Source organism: Brevundimonas sp. Root608, assembly GCF_001427825.1.
In the GTDB taxonomy this organism is placed as follows: domain Bacteria; phylum Pseudomonadota; class Alphaproteobacteria; order Caulobacterales; family Caulobacteraceae; genus Brevundimonas.
Window position 1 is genome coordinate 777,989 of the sequence record NZ_LMGT01000001.1, and the last position, 15,669, is coordinate 793,657.

The window sequence follows — 15,669 nt, forward strand, 5'->3', positions numbered from 1 at the left end:
CCGTCAGGCTCCCAGAATCCAGCCTTCTTCCTGCTCGACCTTCGCGATCAGGGCCTCGTCCGCGCCCTTGGGCGGGGCGAAGGCGGCGGACAGGGTTCCGGCCTCGTCCAGCTTCGCGAAATGCTCGGCCGTGACGCGGACCTGGGCCTGATCCTTGAACTCGCCGGGGTTCGGCCTGGCATCGAACATCGAAGGATAGACCTCGACCACCAGCGCGGACAGCGGCTCGACGTCGGCCGTGTCCAGCGCGCGCCAGCCCGTGCCGAAGGGCCAGACGGCGCCCGAGGGGCCGAGGCTTTCCAGCAGGCGGCGGACGGCCGGAATGCCGACCAGGGTCTGGCCGCCGACGGCCCCCGCGCCGTGCATCTGCCACACCGACTTGGGCTGCAGCTTGCCCTTGCGCACGGCGTCCTGCGTCGCCCGGTATTCCGGAATGTCGGCGCCGGCGCCCGCGGGCGGCTTCGTCGTGGTCAGCCAGCGCTGCGCCTGATTGGCGGGCGCGCCCCACAGGGGCCAGGCCTCGTCGGTCATCAGCCGGTTCATCTTGGCGGCGACCTGATAGCGGTTGTTGGTGTTGTCGGCCTTGTCGACCACGTTGGAGGCGATGAATTTCCACATCGCCGACCATGCGGGCGTCCCGGTCAGCTTCAGCCGCGCGGCCGTGCCGGCGGGATAGCCGAAGTTGAAGTCGAACCCGACCAGCACCCGATCGCCGCGCTTCCTGTGCTCGGCCAGCAGCGAGACCAGCAGCTTCTCGCCCTCGGCGCGCGTGGCGACGTTGTGGGTCTCGGTATAGAGGCGGAACCGCACGTCGCGCTTGGCCACGCCGATCCACACCGAGCCGTCGCCCAGCTTCTTGCCCTCGGCGGCGGTCCAGTCAGCGATGATATAGGCGTCGAACAGGCGGGCCACGGAGGCTCCTCGGATACTCAGGACAACAGGGATGGGGGGTTCTACCCGTCCGGCCGGTGCAGCGGCAATGGCAGGGACCCAAATCAGCCGCGGCGATGAACCTTCCCGCGCTGACGCGCCGGGTTTCCGGTCACCCCTTCAGCAGCGCTTCCAGGTGCGACAGCCAGCGGCGGCCCAGCCGCAGGGCCTCGCCGGGCGAGCCGGTCTGGACGGGCAGGGCGGCGTCCCACAGGGCCAGTTCGAACTCGGGATGGCGGGCGTCGGCGAACAACAGGCGCAGGGTGACCTGCTCGGCCTCCGGAGCCAGCACGTCCAGGGCCTTGCGGGTCTCGCCGCGGCGGACGCGGGCGACGACATGGCCGTCGACGATGATTTCGCCGCCCTCGATCTCGTCAAAGGCGTAGACGAGGCCCGAGCCGCCCCGGTTCCACAGCACCGCCACCTGGGCGCCGTCGAAGTCGAGTCCGGCGGCGCGACCCTCGGCCGGCGACAGCGCCTCGGCCTCGGGCACGGCGCCCAGTGACTTCAGCAGCGCCCGCTTCATCCGCCGCACCGGCTCCATCCACCAGGCCAGCACCAGGGCGGCGGTGGTCAGCGCCGCCGTCGCCAGCGCGACCAGCAGGATGACCCGGAGCACATCGGCCACGGCCTAGTCCTCCAGTTCGACGACGACGGGGACGTGGTCGGAGGGCTTGTCCATGTCACGGGCGTCGCGGTGGGTCTCGATCCCCACGAAGCGGTCCGCGGCCTGGGGCGACAGCAGGTGGAAGTCGATGCGGATGCCGTGGTCGCGCTGCCAGGCCCCGGCCTGATAGTCCCAGAAGGTGTAGGTCCCCGGCGGCTGTTTGCCGAGCGCGCCGGCCTCGGACAGGCCGAGGTGATTCAGGGCGCGGAAGGCGGCGCGGCTCTCGGGCTGGAACAGGGCGTCCGTGACCCAGGCGGACGGGTTTTTCGCGTCATCGGGCGTCGGGATGACGTTGTAGTCGCCGCACAGGGTGAAGGCCTCTTCCTGGCGCAGCAGGTCCTTCGCATGGGCCTGAAGCCGGTCCATCCAGGCCAGCTTGTAGGCGAATTTCTCCGTTCCGATCGGGTTGCCGTTGGGCAGGTAGAGGCAGCCGATGCGGACGGGGCGGGGCGCCTCGATCACAGCCTCGATATAGCGGGCCTGTTCGAACTCCGCCTCGAAGCCCGAGGCGTCGACGCCGGGCAGGCCGCGGCGCACGTCGCTCAGCGGGTATTTCGAGAGCAGGGCGACGCCATTATAGGTCTTCTGGCCGTTGGTCTCGACGTTGTAGCCGAGGGATTCGAAGGCCTCGCGCGGGAATTTCTCGTCCAGGCATTTGATCTCCTGGAAGCCGACCACGTCGGGCTTGGCCGCCTCCAGCCAGGCCAGCACCGTCGGCAGGCGGGCGTTGACCGAGTTCACGTTCCAGGTGGCGATGCGCATGGCGCCATGAGTACGGCGTGTCGGCCCGGTCTGTGAAGCCGGATCGTGCAAACGAAAACGCCCCGGGGCGGACCCCGGGGCGTCGTCTTCGTCAGGGCCGGGCCCGGGCTTACTCGGCGGGCGCCGGAGCCGCGGCGGGAGCCGGAGTCAGGGTGCAGCCGCCGCCGATGCGCTGGGCGGTGGCGCAGGGATAGATCTGCTGGGTCACGCCCTCGTTGTTGACACGGGCGATGAAGCCCTCGCCCTCGGCGGCGCATTTGGCCTCGTAGAAGCGGCCGTTGGCGTTGGAGCCCATCAGGCGCACCTGGGTCACGTCGCAGGCCGAGGCCTCGGTGCCGGCCAGCTTGGGCTCGAATCCGTCGGCCTGTTCCCGGGCGGTGGTGAAGCGGCAGGTCCCGCTGGCCGAGGCGATCTGCAGGCAGTCCTGCAGCTTCCAGCCGGTGGCGACCTTCTCCAGCCAGTAGCCGTCGGCGCCGGCGCAGCCGACCTCATAGACGATGTTGTTGTCGTCGCTCTTGCCGATGGCGACGGCCTCGTCGACGGTGCAGGTCACGCCGGCCTCGCGGGCCCAGCCGCCGATAACGGCGAGGCCGTTCTGGTTGGCGGGCAGAATGCACTGCTGGCCCACGTCGGCGGCGGGGTCGCGCAGCCGGGCGGTGTAGGCGGTGCCGGCCAGTTCGAGGCAGTCGAAGCTCTGGGGCGGGGTCGAGGCGATCAGGATATAGCCCGGGCCGGTGGCGCAGGCGGCTTCATAGATCTTCACCTGTTCGGCGGTCACGCCGGGGTTCGAAGCCTCGGTGACCTGGCAGGTCAGACCCGCGGCCGTGGCCTGGGCCTGGGCCGCGGCCTTGATCTCTTCCGGCGTCGGGGCGGCCGGCGCGGCCGGGCGCTGCGGCCGACGGTTGCGCTGGTTGCGCTCATTGCGATCGTTGATGGCGCCGGCAGCGCGATCCGCGTCGCTCTGGCCGCCGGCCGGAGCGGCGGGGTCCTGCGCCAGGGCCGGGTGGGCCGTCAGGAGGGCGAGGGCGACGGCGCCGCCGGCCAGGACGGGCAACATTCTGTGGAACACGATGAGACTCCGGATGGGGAAAACCGTGGCGCACCCTTGGCGGGCTGTTGTGGCGGGGTCAAGGCGCGGCCGTGACGGCGCTGGACGCGTGCCGTCGCTTCGGCTTAACTGGCCTCAGTTTTGATTGGAGACGGACTTGGCGGACGGCGCTCTGAACGCTCAAGCGGGCGAGGCCGCGTCGGGGACGCGCGGCCTGACCTACCCGTTCGGCGACCCGCCGGGCTTCGGCGAGGCCGTGGAGGTCGCGCCGGGCGTGCTGTGGATGCGGCTGTCGATGCCGATCGCCCTGAACCACATCAATGTCTATGCGATCGAGGACGGTGACGGCTGGGCCGTGATCGACACCGGGCTGAACATCCCGGACACGCGCGAACGATGGAACGCCCTGCTGGCGGGCCCCCTGGCCGGGCGACCCGTCACCCAGGTGATCTGCACCCATATGCATCCCGATCACATCGGGCTCGCGGGCTGGCTGTGCGAGCGGTTCGGCGTCCCCCTGACCATGACCCGGCTCGAATATGTCACCGGGCGGATGCTGCTGGCCGACACCGGCCAGCCAGCGCCGGAGGCCGGGGCTGTCCACTATCGCGCCGCCGGGTGGGACGAGACCCAGGTCGAGACATACCGCCGCGAGTACGGCCAGTTCGGACGGGCGGTGTCGCCCCTGCCCTCGGGCTATGTGCGCATGCGCGAAGGCGATCGCCTGCCCATCGGCGGCCACGACTGGCGGGTGGTGGTGGGCGAGGGGCACAGTCCGGAACACGCCTGCCTGTGGCGCGAGGGGGACGGGGTGGTGCTGGGCGGCGACCAGATACTGCCGAGGATATCGTCGAACGTGTCGGTCTGGCCGACCGAGCCGGACGCGGACCCGCTGGGCGACTGGCTCGAGTCGCTCGAGCGGATGAAGACGGTGTTCCCCGACGATGTGCTCGTGCTGCCGTCGCACGGGGAGCCGTTCCGCGGCGCCCATACGCGGCTGGAGGCCCTGATACGGGGCCATATGACGGCGCTGAAGCGACTGGAGAAGTCGCTGAGGGAGCCGAAACGGGCGGTCGATGTCTTCGGCGCCCTGTTCGCGCGACCGGTCGGCGACGGCGTGCGCGGCATGGCGACCGGCGAGGCCCTGGCGCATCTGAACTATCTGCGGCGACGGGGGCGGGTCAGCGGCACGCGCGACGCGGACGGCGTCGACTGGTGGACGCTGGTCGGCAAGGACGAGGCGGCGTAGCCGATCCGGCTCGCGCCGAACCGGCCGGAAGGCCGGGCGACTAACCCTCTGACCTTGCGGCGAGGGTCAGGGCGCAGTCCTCCGCCTCGGTGCAGGGTGTGACGTCAGCCGCCTGTCCCTCCCGCTCGATGCGAACGACAAAGCCCTGGCCCGGCGCCCGGCAGCGGGTCTCGTAATGGCGGCCCAGAGCGGAGACGCCGATCATGCGGATCTCGGCGACGTCGCAGCCCTCGGCCGGGGTGCCCGCAAGGCGGGCCCGCATCCAGGCATGTTGCTCGCCCGGCGCGGTGAACCGGCAACTCTGACCTTCGGCGCTCACCTGGAGACACCCCGCCAGCGACCAGCCCGAAGCCGCCTTTTCCAGCCAGTAGCCTTCGGTGCCGTCGCAGCCCACTTCGTAGACGTCGAAGCCGGCTTCGTTGGGTCCGAGCCATTCCGCCTGGTCGACCCGGCAGGCGACGCCCGCCTCTCTCGCCCAGGCGCCGATCACCTGCGGACCGTTCTGGTTCTCGGGCAGGGTGCACTGGGCCCCGACGGTCGCGTTCGGGTCGCGGCGGAGGGCGCTGGCGGCGCCGCCGGCCAGCACCAGACAGCTGGTGGCGCGGGGCTCGACGCCGTTGATCACCACATAGCCGGGTCCATTCCCGCAGGCGGCCTCGTAGATCGACTGCGCATCGGGCGTGGTGCCCACCCGCCTGAAGCCCCGGACCCCGCAAACAATCCCCGCCTGTTCGAGCTGGGCGTCAATGTCCGCCCGTATCCGGCCGTCGTCCATTTCCAGACGTCTGCGCTCGAGATCTTCGGCCTCGAACTCGCGCCGCTCGAGATTGCGCAGGCGCGACGGCGTGACGCTGCGGATCGGAGCGGTGACGCTTTCAAGGTACGGACCCGCGGCTTCCGCTACGCCGGAACTGCGGCCATCGCCTGCGCCCATCGGGGCGGATCCGAGTTGTGCGAAGCTGGGTGTCGCGACGCATGCGACCAGCAGCGCCCCCGCCATGCCGGCCGCGATGGAGTAAAGAGAAACCCAGCGCTTCATGACCGTGCCCCTGATGTTGCAGCATTACATCATCTCACGAACCGCCGTGATGCAAGGAAAATACCTGTTGAAGCTGATTGGATCGCCTTCCGGTTGCTGGACGCCAGTCGATTATCCCGGTTGGTCGGGGGGCTGCGGCGGTCTATCAGGACCTTCAGCACGAGAGAGGCGATCCGCGGGACCTCGGCTGAGCACGGAGACGGTCGATGGATAGGCACGTTCAGACGAGTGTCGCCGACGGCGTCCTGACGGTCACCCTCGCCCGTCCCGAGAAGAAGAACGCCATCACCCAGGCGATGTACGCCGCCCTGTCCGAGGCGACCGAGCGGGCCCGGACCGACGACGCCGTGCGGGTGCTCCTGTTCCGGAGCGAGGGCGACAGCTTCTCGGCCGGAAACGACATCGCCGACTTCATCGCCATCGGATCGCAGACCGGCGAGCCGCTGGACATGTCGGTGTTCCGCTTCCTGAAGGCCCTGGCCGAGCTGGACAAGCCGGCGGTGGCGGCGGTGCGCGGCCGCGCGGTCGGCATCGGCCTGACCCTGCTGCTGCATTGCGACATGGTGGTGGTGGCCGAGGACGCCCTGCTGTCGGCGCCCTTCATCAACCTGGCCCTGGCGCCGGAGGCGGCCTCGTCCCTGCTTCTGCCGGCGGTTCTGGGCCATCAGCGGGCGTTCGAGATCTTCGCCCTGGGCGAGCCGATCGACGGGCGGACGGCGCTGGCCTGGGGCCTCGCCAATCGCGCGGTCCCGGCCGATCAGGTCGAGGCGACGGCTCTCGAGCTGGCCGGCAAGCTGGCGGCGCGCGCGCCCAATTCGATCCGCAAGACCAAGGCGCTGATGCGGGATTCGGCACGCCTCTGGGCCCTGATGCAGCGCGAGGGCGAGGTCTTCGGCAGCCAGATGAAGAGCCCCGAGGCGATGGAAGCCTTCATGGCCTTCAGCCAGAAGCGCGCACCCGATTTCTCGAAAGCCGGTTGATTCGCCGGGGCGACGGCCCTAGTTGCGCCGCCTGATGTTCGACCCCCTGCCCAAACCGGCGCCCGTGCGCATCGAAGCCGAGACTCCCGCCGACGCCGCGGCGGTCGAAGCGCTGGTGCTGGCCGCCTTCGGTCCGGGCCGGTTCGCCAAGACGGCCGAGCGGCTGCGCGAGCGGGCCGGCGTCGCCGCCGGCTTCGTGGCGCGCGACGAGGGACGGGTGATCGGCTCGGTGCGCCTGTGGCGGATCACGGTCGGCGACACGCCGGCCCTGTTCCTGGGACCCATCGCGGTGGCCTCGGACAGCCGCAAGGCCGGGCTGGGCGCGGACCTGGTGCAGGCCTGCGTCGATCATGCCGCCAGCGTCGGAACCGACATCCTGCTGGTCGGCGACATGGGCTATTTCGAGCGGTTCGGCTTTTCCGTCGCGCCAGACGTACAGCTGCGGGGGCCCGTGGACCGTGGCCGCGTGCTGTGGCGCGGCGCGGGTTCGCCCACGGGGTTGGTTCGGCCCGTCCGATAGAAGGGGTTTGCCGTCGCCGTCGCGACGCCTAAGTCTGGACCCATGGCTTCTCCCGCCGACAGCAACACCGGACTGGCCGCCGTCGCCGAAGCGGCGAAGCAGGCGCCGGGCCGGGGTCTGCCGCCGGTGCATCTGTGGCATCCGGCGCATTGCGGCGAGATCGACATCGTCATCCGCCGCGACGGGGTCTGGATGCACGAGGGCTCGCCCATCGGCCGGGCCGAGCTGGTGCGGCTGTTCTCGACCGTGCTGCGCAAGGACGACGACGGCCATGTGCTGGTCACGCCGGGCGAGAAGCTGTCGATCACAGTCGAGGATCTGCCGTTCCGGGCGGTGTCCGTGACCCGGCGCGGCGCGGCCCTGGTCTTCACGACGGACGTCGGCGACGAGGCCGAGGCCGGTCCGGACCATCCCATCGTCGTTCAGACCGATCCGGCGACGGGCGAGCCCGCGCCCTCGGTGCGGGTGCGCGCCGATCTGTGGGCGCGGATCGCCCGCCCGGTCTTCTATGAACTGGTGGAGATGGCCGAGGTCGAGGACGGGCGGCTGACGGTGCGCTCCAACGGCGCGGCCTTCGCCCTCGGCCCCGTCGGGGCGGGGGTGGAATGAGCCTGTCCACACTCCGCGCGCGGCTGATCGAGCGGCTGGAGCCGGCCTCGGACTGGAGCCCGGACGGAGCCGCCACCCGCTCGGACTTCGACCTGAACCCGGGCGCGGTCCGGCCCGAGCGGACGCTGAGGCCCGCCGCGGTGCTGATCCCCGTTATCGCCGGGCCCGAGGGGGCGACGGTGCTGATGACGCGCCGGTCCGACAGCCTGGCAAGCCACACGGGCCAGATCGCCTTTCCGGGCGGTCGGCTGGACCCCGGCGAGACCGCCGTCGAGGCGGCCCTGCGCGAGGCCATGGAAGAGGTGGCGCTGGACCCGGGGCTGGTGGAGGTTCTGGGGGTGGGCGAGGCCTATGAAACCGGCACGGGCTTTCTGGTCACCCCGGTCGTCGGGTGGCTGAGCCGATCGCCCCGGACCACGCCCGCCCTGGGCGAGGTGGCCGAGGTGTTCCAGGTCCCGTGGGATTTCCTGATGGACATCGCGAACCACCGCCAGGATTCGTACGAACGGGACGGCCAGCCGCCGCGCTTTTTCTGGGCCATGCCCTTCGGCGAGCGCTACATCTGGGGCGTGACGGCGGGCATCATCCGCGCCCTGCACGCGCGGCTGTATGACGACGAGGCCGCGCCGGAAGCGGCGGCGGCGGAGGACGCGGCATGACCCTTCGCCTGACCGACCAGCCGTGGCTGGCCGCCTCTTCGACCCGGGCGGTGATGGCGGCGCTGGAGGCGGCGGGCGGTCCCGGCTGCGCGCGCTTTGTCGGCGGCTGCGTGCGCAACGCCCTGCTCGGCGTGCCGGTCGACGACATCGACATCGCCACGACGCTGAAGCCCGAGGACACGGACAGGGCCATCCGCGCCGCCGGACTGAAGGCCGTGCCCACGGGCATGGCCCATGGGACGGTGACGGCGATAAGCGAGCGCACGCCGTTCGAGATCACCACCCTGCGGCGGGACGTCTCGACCGACGGCCGCAACGCCACCGTGGCCTTCACCGATGACTGGGCCGAGGACGCGGCGCGGCGGGATTTCCGCCTGAACGCCCTCTATGCCGACGCCGACGGTCAGGTGTTCGATCCCACCGGCCAGGGCGTCGCGGACGTGGAGGCGGGTCGTATCGTCTTCGTCGGCGATGCGGAGACGCGGATCACCGAGGACTATCTGCGCATCCTGCGCTTCTTCCGCTTCTTCGCCTGGTACGGGCGGGGGGAGCCGGACGCGGCGGCCCTGGCGGCGTGCCGCAAGCGGGCGGCGGGCATGGACCGCCTGTCGGCCGAACGGGTGTCCAAGGAGCTGATGAAACTGCTGGCGGCGCCGGATCCGCGCCCGGCCATGACGGCGATGGATGCGGCCGGGGTGCTGGGCCATGTTCTGCCGAAGGCGACCTCACGCGCGCTGTTCGAGGCCGCCGTCGACCTGAGCGGCGATCCGGTGTTGAGATTGATGACCCTGCTGCCCGCCGATGTTGAGGTGGCGAAGCGCGTTTCGGCGCGGCTAAGGCTGGCCAACGCCGTCAGGGACCGGCTGATGCAGGGTGCGACGGCTCTCCCGTCCGTGGACCTGTCCATGAGCGAGGCGGCGGCCCGGGCCACGATTTATCGGCATGGCGCCCGCGCCGTCACCGACTCCCTGTACCGGCGCTGGACGGAGACGCCGGACCGGGCGGAGGCCGCGCGCCGCCTGATCGCCCTGGCCCGGGATTGGACCCCGCCCGGCCTGCCCGTCGGAGGCCGTCAGATCGCGCGGCTGGGCGTCCCGCCGGGCCCGGAAACCGGCCGTCTGCTGAAGGCGTTCGAGGAAGGCTGGATCGCGGACGACTTCCCCTCCGAGGGCCATGCCGAACGGCTGGCCGCGCTGGTCAATCCGCCGCGAGGGTGACTTCGGTCACCACCGGACGGTGATCCGAGCCGCTGGGACGGCCGAGGCGGCGGCTGACGAAGGCGAGATCGGGCGAACGGTAGACTTGGTCGATGGTCACCCCGAACACGGACGGCGCGGCGCTGGGCCAGGTGCCGGGGAAGCCGGGGGCAGGGTGCAGGCCGAGCTCGCGCCGGATCTGGCGGCCGATGCGGGCGCTGGACACGCTGTTGAAGTCACCGGCGACGACGACCGGCCCGCTCAGGTCCGACACGACGGCGTCCAGCGCCATGGTCTGGCTGATCTGGCCCCACTGCTCCTGGAACGGCCATGGCCGGGTCAGGTGGACGCCGACGACGTTAAGCGGGCCGAACGGGGTCCGGGCCGTGGCTCCGACCGCGTGCAGCCCGTCCGGCCGGTCGCGGATCGCCGTCAAGGGCCAGCGCGAGGCGACAACGGACCGGGCCGCGCCGCTGGGACGGTCGATGCGCGGACTGGCGATCCGGTACGGATAGTCCGCCAGAACCTGGTCCAGCCGCGCCGCAGGGGCGTCTCCCACCTCGATCAGCACGACGACATCGGCGCTGGCGGCGAGGAGCGAGAGCCTGATCGCGTCCACATCCGTGTTCAGGGCCTGCACATTGGCGGAATAGATGCGCACGAGCGGAGCGCCCGGACGGGGCGGGGCCGAGGCGGGAAACCATTGCGGAGCCACCGCCAGGGCCAGTACGACGATCGCAGCCAGCCCCTGCAGGGTCGCCGCCCACATCCGGGCGCCGACAATGGCGGCCGTCAGGAGGACGGTCAGGATCAGGACCGGCGCGGTGAACTGGAACAGGATGTCCACCCAGCGGTGGCCGACGCCCGACAGCGCCAGAAGGCCCAGCAGCAGCGGCGCTGTCAGGGCCAGCTGAAACAGCGTTTCGATACGTCGTCGTCCTGCCCACAGGTCGCTGATGTGCGGTCCTTGTCTTTCAGGGTGAACGGGGGTCGTCATGGCGCGTTACGGTCTCGCTTAACTGGAGAGGGGCAGGCATGGCCAGACGGTCCGTCGCGGATATCGAGAAGATCTGGTCCAATGTCGAGGGCGTGAAGAAGCTGTCGGACCGGGCTGTCGGCATCGGCCCGTTCGGCATCGGTCTTGACGGTCTGCTGACCTGGATCCCCGTTGTGGGCACGGTCTACAGCGTCGGGGCCGCCGGCTGGCTGCTGGTCCAGGCCGGCAAGGCCAGGGCCACGCCGTCCACCCTGATGCGCATGATCGGCTATCTGGGCCTCGACAGCGCCACCACGGCCGTCGGCGAGGTGATCCCCTTCGCCCCCGACGTGGTCGACTTCTTCTTTCCCGGCCACCTGATGGCGGCGAAGGCGCTGCAGAAGGACATCGAGAGCACCCACTGGGTCGAGGCCAGCGAGCGCGAGTCCCGGGCTTCGGGGGATCATGACCGCCACCTTGCCGACATGCGCCGGAACCCGAAGCTTCGCCGCATCGTCTATCTGCATGACTGACGGCTTGACGAAAGACGGCGCGCGACGTCTGGTCCCGCCTATGGTTCGACGGACGCCTGTATGAGTTCCATCCTCACCCGCGATGAACTGTCCATGGCCCTCGGCCAGGCAGGCCAGGGCGACCGCGCCGCCTTCCGCCGCGTCTATGACGCGACCTCCGCGAAGCTATTGGGCGTGACCCTGCGTATCTTGGCTGACCGCCAACTGGCCGAGGACGTTTTGCAGGACACCTATCTGACCGTGTGGAGGAAGGCCGGGAGCTTCGATGCGTCCCGCGCGAGCCCGATCACATGGCTGGTGACCATCGCCCGCAACCGCGCGATCGACCGGCTGAGGTCCGGAACGGCGATGCGCGGCGCGACGCCGATCGACGACGCCTTCGAGGTGGCCGATGACGCGCCGTCGCCCGCCCAGGCGCTGGAGTCCGGCGACGACGTCCGCCGTTTGAACGATTGTCTCGGCGAACTGGACGACCGCACGGGCGGGGCCATCCGCACGGCCTTCCTCGAGGGCGTCACCTATGACGCCCTGGCCTCGCGGGAGAATGTGCCGCTGGGGACGATGAAGAGCTGGATCCGGCGGGGGCTGATGCGGCTGAGGGCCTGTCTCGACTCATGACCGATCCGACCGACACCGAAGGCATGGACGAGGACCGGGCCCTGGCCGGCGAACTGGCCCTGCGCGTCCTGTCGCCCGCCGAGGAGGCCGCCGCCCGGGCGCGCGAGGCGGCCGATCCCGGCTTCGCGGCCGAGGTCGAGGCGTGGAATGAACATCTCGCCGGTCTGGCGGACGGAACTGCGCCCGTCGCGCCGTCCCCCTACGTCTGGCCGCGCGTCGAGGCCGGCCTGCCGCCCGTCGCCGCCAATGACAACCGGCGGCTGGCCTTCTGGCGGACGTGGGCCGTGGGCTCCACCGGCCTGCTGGCCGCCAGTCTGGCGGCGGTCGTCGTGCTGCTGGCCCAGCCGTCTCCGGTTCCGCCGGCTCCCGCGCCGGCGGCGCCCGTGGCGGTGACGCGCGTCGCCACCCTGACGCTCGAGAACGGGGCGGCGGCCATGACCATCGCCTATGACCCCGGCACCGGTGAACTGTATCTGGCGCCGACCACCGAGATGGCCGGCGACACGCGGGTGCCGCACCTGTGGCTGGTCATGCCCGAGGGCGGGGTCCAGCTGGTCGGCGCCATCGACGGTTCGGCCACCTCGCGCCACAACCTCGGCCGGGCCCTGTCCGGCAAGGCCGGCCAGGCCAATGCGGTCGCCGTCTCCATGGAGGCCCCCGGCCACACGCCGCCGCCGGATCATCCCGACGGGCCCGTCGTCGCTTCGGGCGAACTTCAGCGTCTCTGATCGCATCCGCGCGCGCGGACGGCCCGTAGCTGGCTGCGACGAGTCCGTTGCGGTCGCGCGCGAGCGCACCGCATGGTCCTGACAGCCAACGGGCCCGTCAGGCGGGGAGGCCGTCCAGCCCTTCCACTACGGCTTCCCCGCTAACCTTTCCCGCTGAACCAGACGACTTTCGGACGTCAGGCCACTGATTTGTCGCGGTTTTCGACCGGAACCAGCGTCATTTGCCAGCCGCAGGAAGCGCCGCCCCCACACTGATCTCCGACAAACCGTGCGGAGACAACGATGAGCGACGACCACAGCGCCCGGCTGGAGCTGCCCTATCTGGCGGCCGGGCAGATGCAGAAACATGTGACCCTGAACGAGGCCCTGACCCGGCTGGACGCCCTGGTCCAGACCGCGGTGGTCAGCCGAACGACGACAGCCCAGCCGACCGCGCCGACGGACGGCGCCCTGTGGATCCTGCCCGCCGGCGCGACTGGCGCGGACTGGGGCGCCCGCCCGGCCGGGACGCTGGTGCGGGCCGAGGGCGGCGGCTGGACGGCGGTCGCGGCCCCGGACGGGCTGGTGGTCCTGGTCGGGGATGCGGCCGAGCTGGTGGTGCGCCACTGGGACGGCTGGGTCGCCCTGGGCCGGAGGCTGGGGGAAATCCAGGATCTCGGCCGGTTGGGCCTCGGCGCCACGGCCGACAGCTGGAACCCCTTCCTCGCCAGGCTGAACAACGCCCTGTGGACCGCCCGGGAGGCGGCGTCCGGCGGCACCGGCGACCTGCGGCTGACGCTCAACAAGGAGACGGCGGGCGACGTCCTGTCGCTGGTGTTCCAGAGCGGATACGGCGGCCGGGCGGAGCTGGGGCTGGTGGGGGACGACGACCTCAGGCTGAAGGTCAGCGCGGACGGGTCGGACTGGCGCGACGTCTTTTCGGTCGAGCGGGCGACAGGCCGGGCGGTCTTCACCCGCGGCGTCGTCCGACGGTCCGTGACCGTGTTCAGCGCATCCGGAACCTGGACGCCGCCCGTCTGGGCGCGAAGCGTCGAGGCGGTGGCCGTGGGCGGCGGCGGCGGGGGCGGAAGCGGCGCGTCCGGCGGCTCGGGCGCGCGTCCGGGGGGCGGCGGGGGCGGGGCGGGCGGCGTCAGCCGCGCTGCGTGGCCGGCGGATCTGCTGGGCGCCGGCCTGACGATCGAGGTCGGGGCGGGCGGATCGGGCGCGGACGGGGCTGACAGCGTCGTCTCCCTGGGCGGCGTGGTTTTGCTGAAGGGCGCCGGAGGCGGCGGCGGTCAGGACGGAGCCGCGGGCGGGGCAGGAGGCGTCGGCGGCGCCGGAGCGCCCGCGTCCAACGCCGGCGGCGCCTCAGGCGTCGCGACAGCCGGCGCGCCGGGCAGGGACCGGGACCGGCCGGATGGACCGGGCGGCGGCGGAGCGGGGGGAGGACTGGATGGCGCGGGCGTCGTCCGGGCCGGCGGAGCCGGCGGCGACGGCGGCGGTCTGGCGGTTCAGGCTCCCGGCGGCGCGGGCGGATCCGGCGCTGGAACGGCGGGCGCGGCCGCCCCCCAACCCGCCCTTCACTGGGCTGGCGGCGGGGGAGGCGGCGGGGGCGCGGTCGCCGCGGGGACGGGCCATGCCGGGGGCGCGGGCGGAGGAGCCGGCGCGGGCGGCGGCGGCGGCGGGGCCGGCGTAACGGCTGGAGGCGTCGGCGGCTCGGGCGCCGCCGGCGTGGTCTGGATCACGGCGCTCGGATGACCCGCTCCCTGACCTCTCATGACGACTGGCGTGACGCCCTGCTGCTGGATGAGGAGGCGTGGGACGTCCCCCGCCGCCTGACCGACGCCGATCTGTTCACCCACGGCGTCGACGGCTGGCGTCGCGCCGGCTGCAGCCTTGACGATCCGGAGGACGTCCGATGACCGATTTCCCGCCCGAAGAGGCGCCCGTCACTCTGGCTGAGGGCCGCTGGCTGTGGCGCAGGCTCTATGTCTTCGCCACCAGCGGCGGGGCCTGGCTGCTGCTGGACCGGCTGATCGCCGCGACGCCGCCGGAGGCCGCGCCGGCTCTGGCCCGGGGCCTGATGGCGCTGCTGGCCCTGACCATGGTGCTGTACCTCGTCGCGCCGACCGCGCAGCAGCTGATCGCCAGCCTGGGCGCCCTGCCGGGGAGGCGGTCATGAGCTTCCGCCTGTCCGAACGTTCGCTGAAACGGCTGGCGGGCGTGCACCCCCGGCTCGTGGCCCTGGTCAAGGAGGCCTCGGCCCTGACGCCGGTCGATTTCATGGTCACCGAAGGGCTGCGCACGCCTGAGCGGCAGGCGGCTCTTGTGCGCGCCGGGGCCAGCCGCACCCGCAAGTCGCGTCACCTGACTGGCCACGCTGTCGACGTGGCGGCCCTTGTCGACGGCCAGGTGCGCTGGGACTGGCCGCTGTATCCGCGCATCGCCGCGGCCTTCAAGGCGGCCGCCGCGCGCCAGGGCACGGCGATCGTGTGGGGCGGCGACTGGCCGACCCTGCGCGACGGCCCTCATTTCGAGCTGGACCGGAAGGCGTTCCCGTGAGGGCCTTGGCCATCCTTCGCGCGCTGACGCCGCCGGGCTGGGGTCTGGCCGTGGCGCTTGCGGTCGTCGCCCTCCTGGCGTTCGGGCGCGGCCTCGGGCTTCGCTGGGACCCGTTCGGCCTGGCCGACCATCGTCTCGCCGCAGCCGAAGCCCGCGCCGCGGCGGCGGACTCCGACGCGGCCGCGCGCCGGCTCGAGGTCGAGGGCGCGGCCGACCAGGCGCGCCGCATCGACATCCATCATCAACAGGCCGTCTCGGTCGCCCGGGCGACCGGCCGCGCCGCTGACCATGCCAGGAGCGCCCATGACGCCTCTCTCCCGCTGGACCCCGCTCGCGCCGCCCGTCTGCGCGAGCATGATCGCCGGCTGTGCGATCTCGCCCCCGCCGTCTGCGCCGCCGCCCCGGCTGATCCTGCCGGCGGCGGCGACGACGCCCTGCCGGCTGGACCGGCTTCCTGATGCGCCTGACGTATCCGACCTCGAGGCGTCCTACGCCGCACGGGGAGGGGCCCTTGTTCTTTGCGACGCCGCCCGCAGCCTGGCGGTCGAGACCCTGCTGGCCGAGCGCGCCCTGCTCGACCGGTGGGCGGAGCCGCCGCGTCGCCTCTGGCCGTG

At 71.9% G+C, this 15,669-nt stretch carries 20 protein-coding genes; 14 read left to right on the forward strand and 6 right to left on the reverse strand.

Annotated elements, in window-relative coordinates; all coding sequences use genetic code 11:
• Positions 1–3 precede the first annotated feature (3 nt).
• From ASD59_RS03625 to ASD59_RS03640, 4 genes are all read right to left on the reverse strand, one after another.
• Entirely contained in the window at positions 4–912 is a 909-nt protein-coding gene (locus ASD59_RS03625) for a hypothetical protein (RefSeq protein WP_055828428.1), read from the reverse strand.
• A 130-nt stretch (positions 913–1,042) separates the two neighbouring features.
• On the reverse strand, positions 1,043–1,558 hold the full coding sequence (locus ASD59_RS03630; RefSeq protein WP_055828431.1) for a hypothetical protein: 516 nt from the start codon (positions 1,556–1,558) through the stop codon (positions 1,043–1,045).
• 3 nt (positions 1,559–1,561) lie between these two features.
• A complete protein-coding gene (xth, locus tag ASD59_RS03635; protein ID WP_055828434.1) occupies positions 1,562–2,359 on the reverse strand; it encodes an exodeoxyribonuclease III in 798 nt (265 codons plus the stop codon).
• Between the two features lie 109 nt (positions 2,360–2,468).
• The gene (locus tag ASD59_RS03640; RefSeq protein WP_235561709.1) at positions 2,469–3,428 is read right to left on the reverse strand and encodes a hypothetical protein; all 960 of its coding nucleotides are present in this window, start codon (positions 3,426–3,428) and stop codon (positions 2,469–2,471) included.
• A 136-nt stretch (positions 3,429–3,564) separates the two neighbouring features.
• Between ASD59_RS03640 and ASD59_RS03645 the strand changes: the two genes are divergently transcribed.
• A complete protein-coding gene (locus ASD59_RS03645) occupies positions 3,565–4,656 on the forward strand; it encodes an MBL fold metallo-hydrolase (protein ID WP_055828442.1) in 1,092 nt (363 codons plus the stop codon).
• A gap of 40 nt (positions 4,657–4,696) precedes the next feature.
• Here ASD59_RS03645 and ASD59_RS03650 read toward each other — a convergent pair whose 3' ends face one another.
• Positions 4,697–5,695 carry a hypothetical protein gene (locus ASD59_RS03650; RefSeq protein ID WP_156376913.1) on the reverse strand — a complete coding sequence of 333 codons (999 nt, stop codon included), beginning with the start codon at positions 5,693–5,695 and terminating at the stop codon, positions 4,697–4,699.
• Positions 5,696–5,901: 206 nt separating this feature from the next.
• Here ASD59_RS03650 and ASD59_RS03655 point away from each other — a divergent pair, with 206 nt between their 5' ends.
• Genes ASD59_RS03655 through ASD59_RS03675 form a run of 5 tightly spaced genes read left to right on the forward strand, consistent with a single transcriptional unit; the run spans position 5,902 to position 9,680 of the window.
• On the forward strand, positions 5,902–6,675 hold the full coding sequence (locus ASD59_RS03655) for an enoyl-CoA hydratase (RefSeq protein ID WP_055828449.1): 774 nt from the start codon (positions 5,902–5,904) through the stop codon (positions 6,673–6,675).
• Between the two features lie 34 nt (positions 6,676–6,709).
• On the forward strand, positions 6,710–7,195 hold the full coding sequence (locus ASD59_RS03660) for a GNAT family N-acetyltransferase (protein WP_055829681.1): 486 nt from the start codon (positions 6,710–6,712) through the stop codon (positions 7,193–7,195).
• Between the two features lie 42 nt (positions 7,196–7,237).
• Positions 7,238–7,804 (forward strand): DUF1285 domain-containing protein, encoded by a 567-nt coding sequence (locus ASD59_RS03665; RefSeq protein ID WP_055828452.1) that lies wholly within the window; start codon positions 7,238–7,240, stop codon positions 7,802–7,804.
• Positions 7,801–8,463, forward strand: coding sequence for a CoA pyrophosphatase (locus ASD59_RS03670; RefSeq protein ID WP_055828455.1), 663 nt, complete (start codon positions 7,801–7,803; stop codon positions 8,461–8,463). Before ASD59_RS03665 ends, ASD59_RS03670 begins: the two co-directional genes overlap by 4 nt.
• On the forward strand, positions 8,460–9,680 hold the full coding sequence (locus tag ASD59_RS03675; RefSeq protein ID WP_055828458.1) for a CCA tRNA nucleotidyltransferase: 1,221 nt from the start codon (positions 8,460–8,462) through the stop codon (positions 9,678–9,680). Before ASD59_RS03670 ends, ASD59_RS03675 begins: the two co-directional genes overlap by 4 nt.
• Here the strand turns inward: ASD59_RS03675 and ASD59_RS03680 are convergent.
• Positions 9,661–10,656, reverse strand: a complete 996-nt coding sequence (locus ASD59_RS03680; protein ID WP_082560030.1) for an endonuclease/exonuclease/phosphatase family protein — start codon at positions 10,654–10,656, stop codon at positions 9,661–9,663. The genes ASD59_RS03675 and ASD59_RS03680 overlap by 20 nt on opposite strands.
• 38 nt (positions 10,657–10,694) lie before the next feature.
• Here ASD59_RS03680 and ASD59_RS03685 point away from each other — a divergent pair, with 38 nt between their 5' ends.
• The 8 genes from ASD59_RS03685 (at position 10,695) to ASD59_RS03715 (ending at position 15,513) form a co-directional block, all read left to right on the forward strand.
• On the forward strand, positions 10,695–11,168 hold the full coding sequence (locus tag ASD59_RS03685) for a DUF4112 domain-containing protein (RefSeq protein WP_055828461.1): 474 nt from the start codon (positions 10,695–10,697) through the stop codon (positions 11,166–11,168).
• A gap of 60 nt (positions 11,169–11,228) precedes the next feature.
• Complete coding sequence (locus ASD59_RS03690; protein WP_055828466.1) at positions 11,229–11,786, forward strand: sigma-70 family RNA polymerase sigma factor; 558 nt, start codon at positions 11,229–11,231, stop codon at positions 11,784–11,786.
• Complete coding sequence (locus ASD59_RS03695; protein ID WP_055828469.1) at positions 11,783–12,514, forward strand: anti-sigma factor; 732 nt, start codon at positions 11,783–11,785, stop codon at positions 12,512–12,514. The genes ASD59_RS03690 and ASD59_RS03695 overlap by 4 nt, the downstream gene beginning before the upstream one ends.
• Positions 12,515–12,796: 282 nt before the next feature.
• Positions 12,797–14,251 carry a DUF2793 domain-containing protein gene (locus ASD59_RS03700; RefSeq protein WP_055828472.1) on the forward strand — a complete coding sequence of 485 codons (1,455 nt, stop codon included), beginning with the start codon at positions 12,797–12,799 and terminating at the stop codon, positions 14,249–14,251.
• Positions 14,248–14,415: a hypothetical protein gene (locus ASD59_RS14165; RefSeq protein ID WP_156376914.1), complete on the forward strand. Its 168-nt coding sequence runs from the start codon at positions 14,248–14,250 to the stop codon at positions 14,413–14,415. Before ASD59_RS03700 ends, ASD59_RS14165 begins: the two co-directional genes overlap by 4 nt.
• The gene (locus ASD59_RS03705; protein ID WP_055828475.1) at positions 14,412–14,675 is read left to right on the forward strand and encodes a hypothetical protein; all 264 of its coding nucleotides are present in this window, start codon (positions 14,412–14,414) and stop codon (positions 14,673–14,675) included. The genes ASD59_RS14165 and ASD59_RS03705 overlap by 4 nt, the downstream gene beginning before the upstream one ends.
• Positions 14,672–15,055 (forward strand): M15 family metallopeptidase, encoded by a 384-nt coding sequence (locus tag ASD59_RS03710; RefSeq protein WP_055828478.1) that lies wholly within the window; start codon positions 14,672–14,674, stop codon positions 15,053–15,055. The genes ASD59_RS03705 and ASD59_RS03710 overlap by 4 nt, the downstream gene beginning before the upstream one ends.
• Before the next feature lie 5 nt (positions 15,056–15,060).
• The gene (locus tag ASD59_RS03715) at positions 15,061–15,513 is read left to right on the forward strand and encodes a hypothetical protein (protein WP_055828481.1); all 453 of its coding nucleotides are present in this window, start codon (positions 15,061–15,063) and stop codon (positions 15,511–15,513) included.
• The last annotated feature ends 156 nt before the right edge of the window (positions 15,514–15,669 follow it).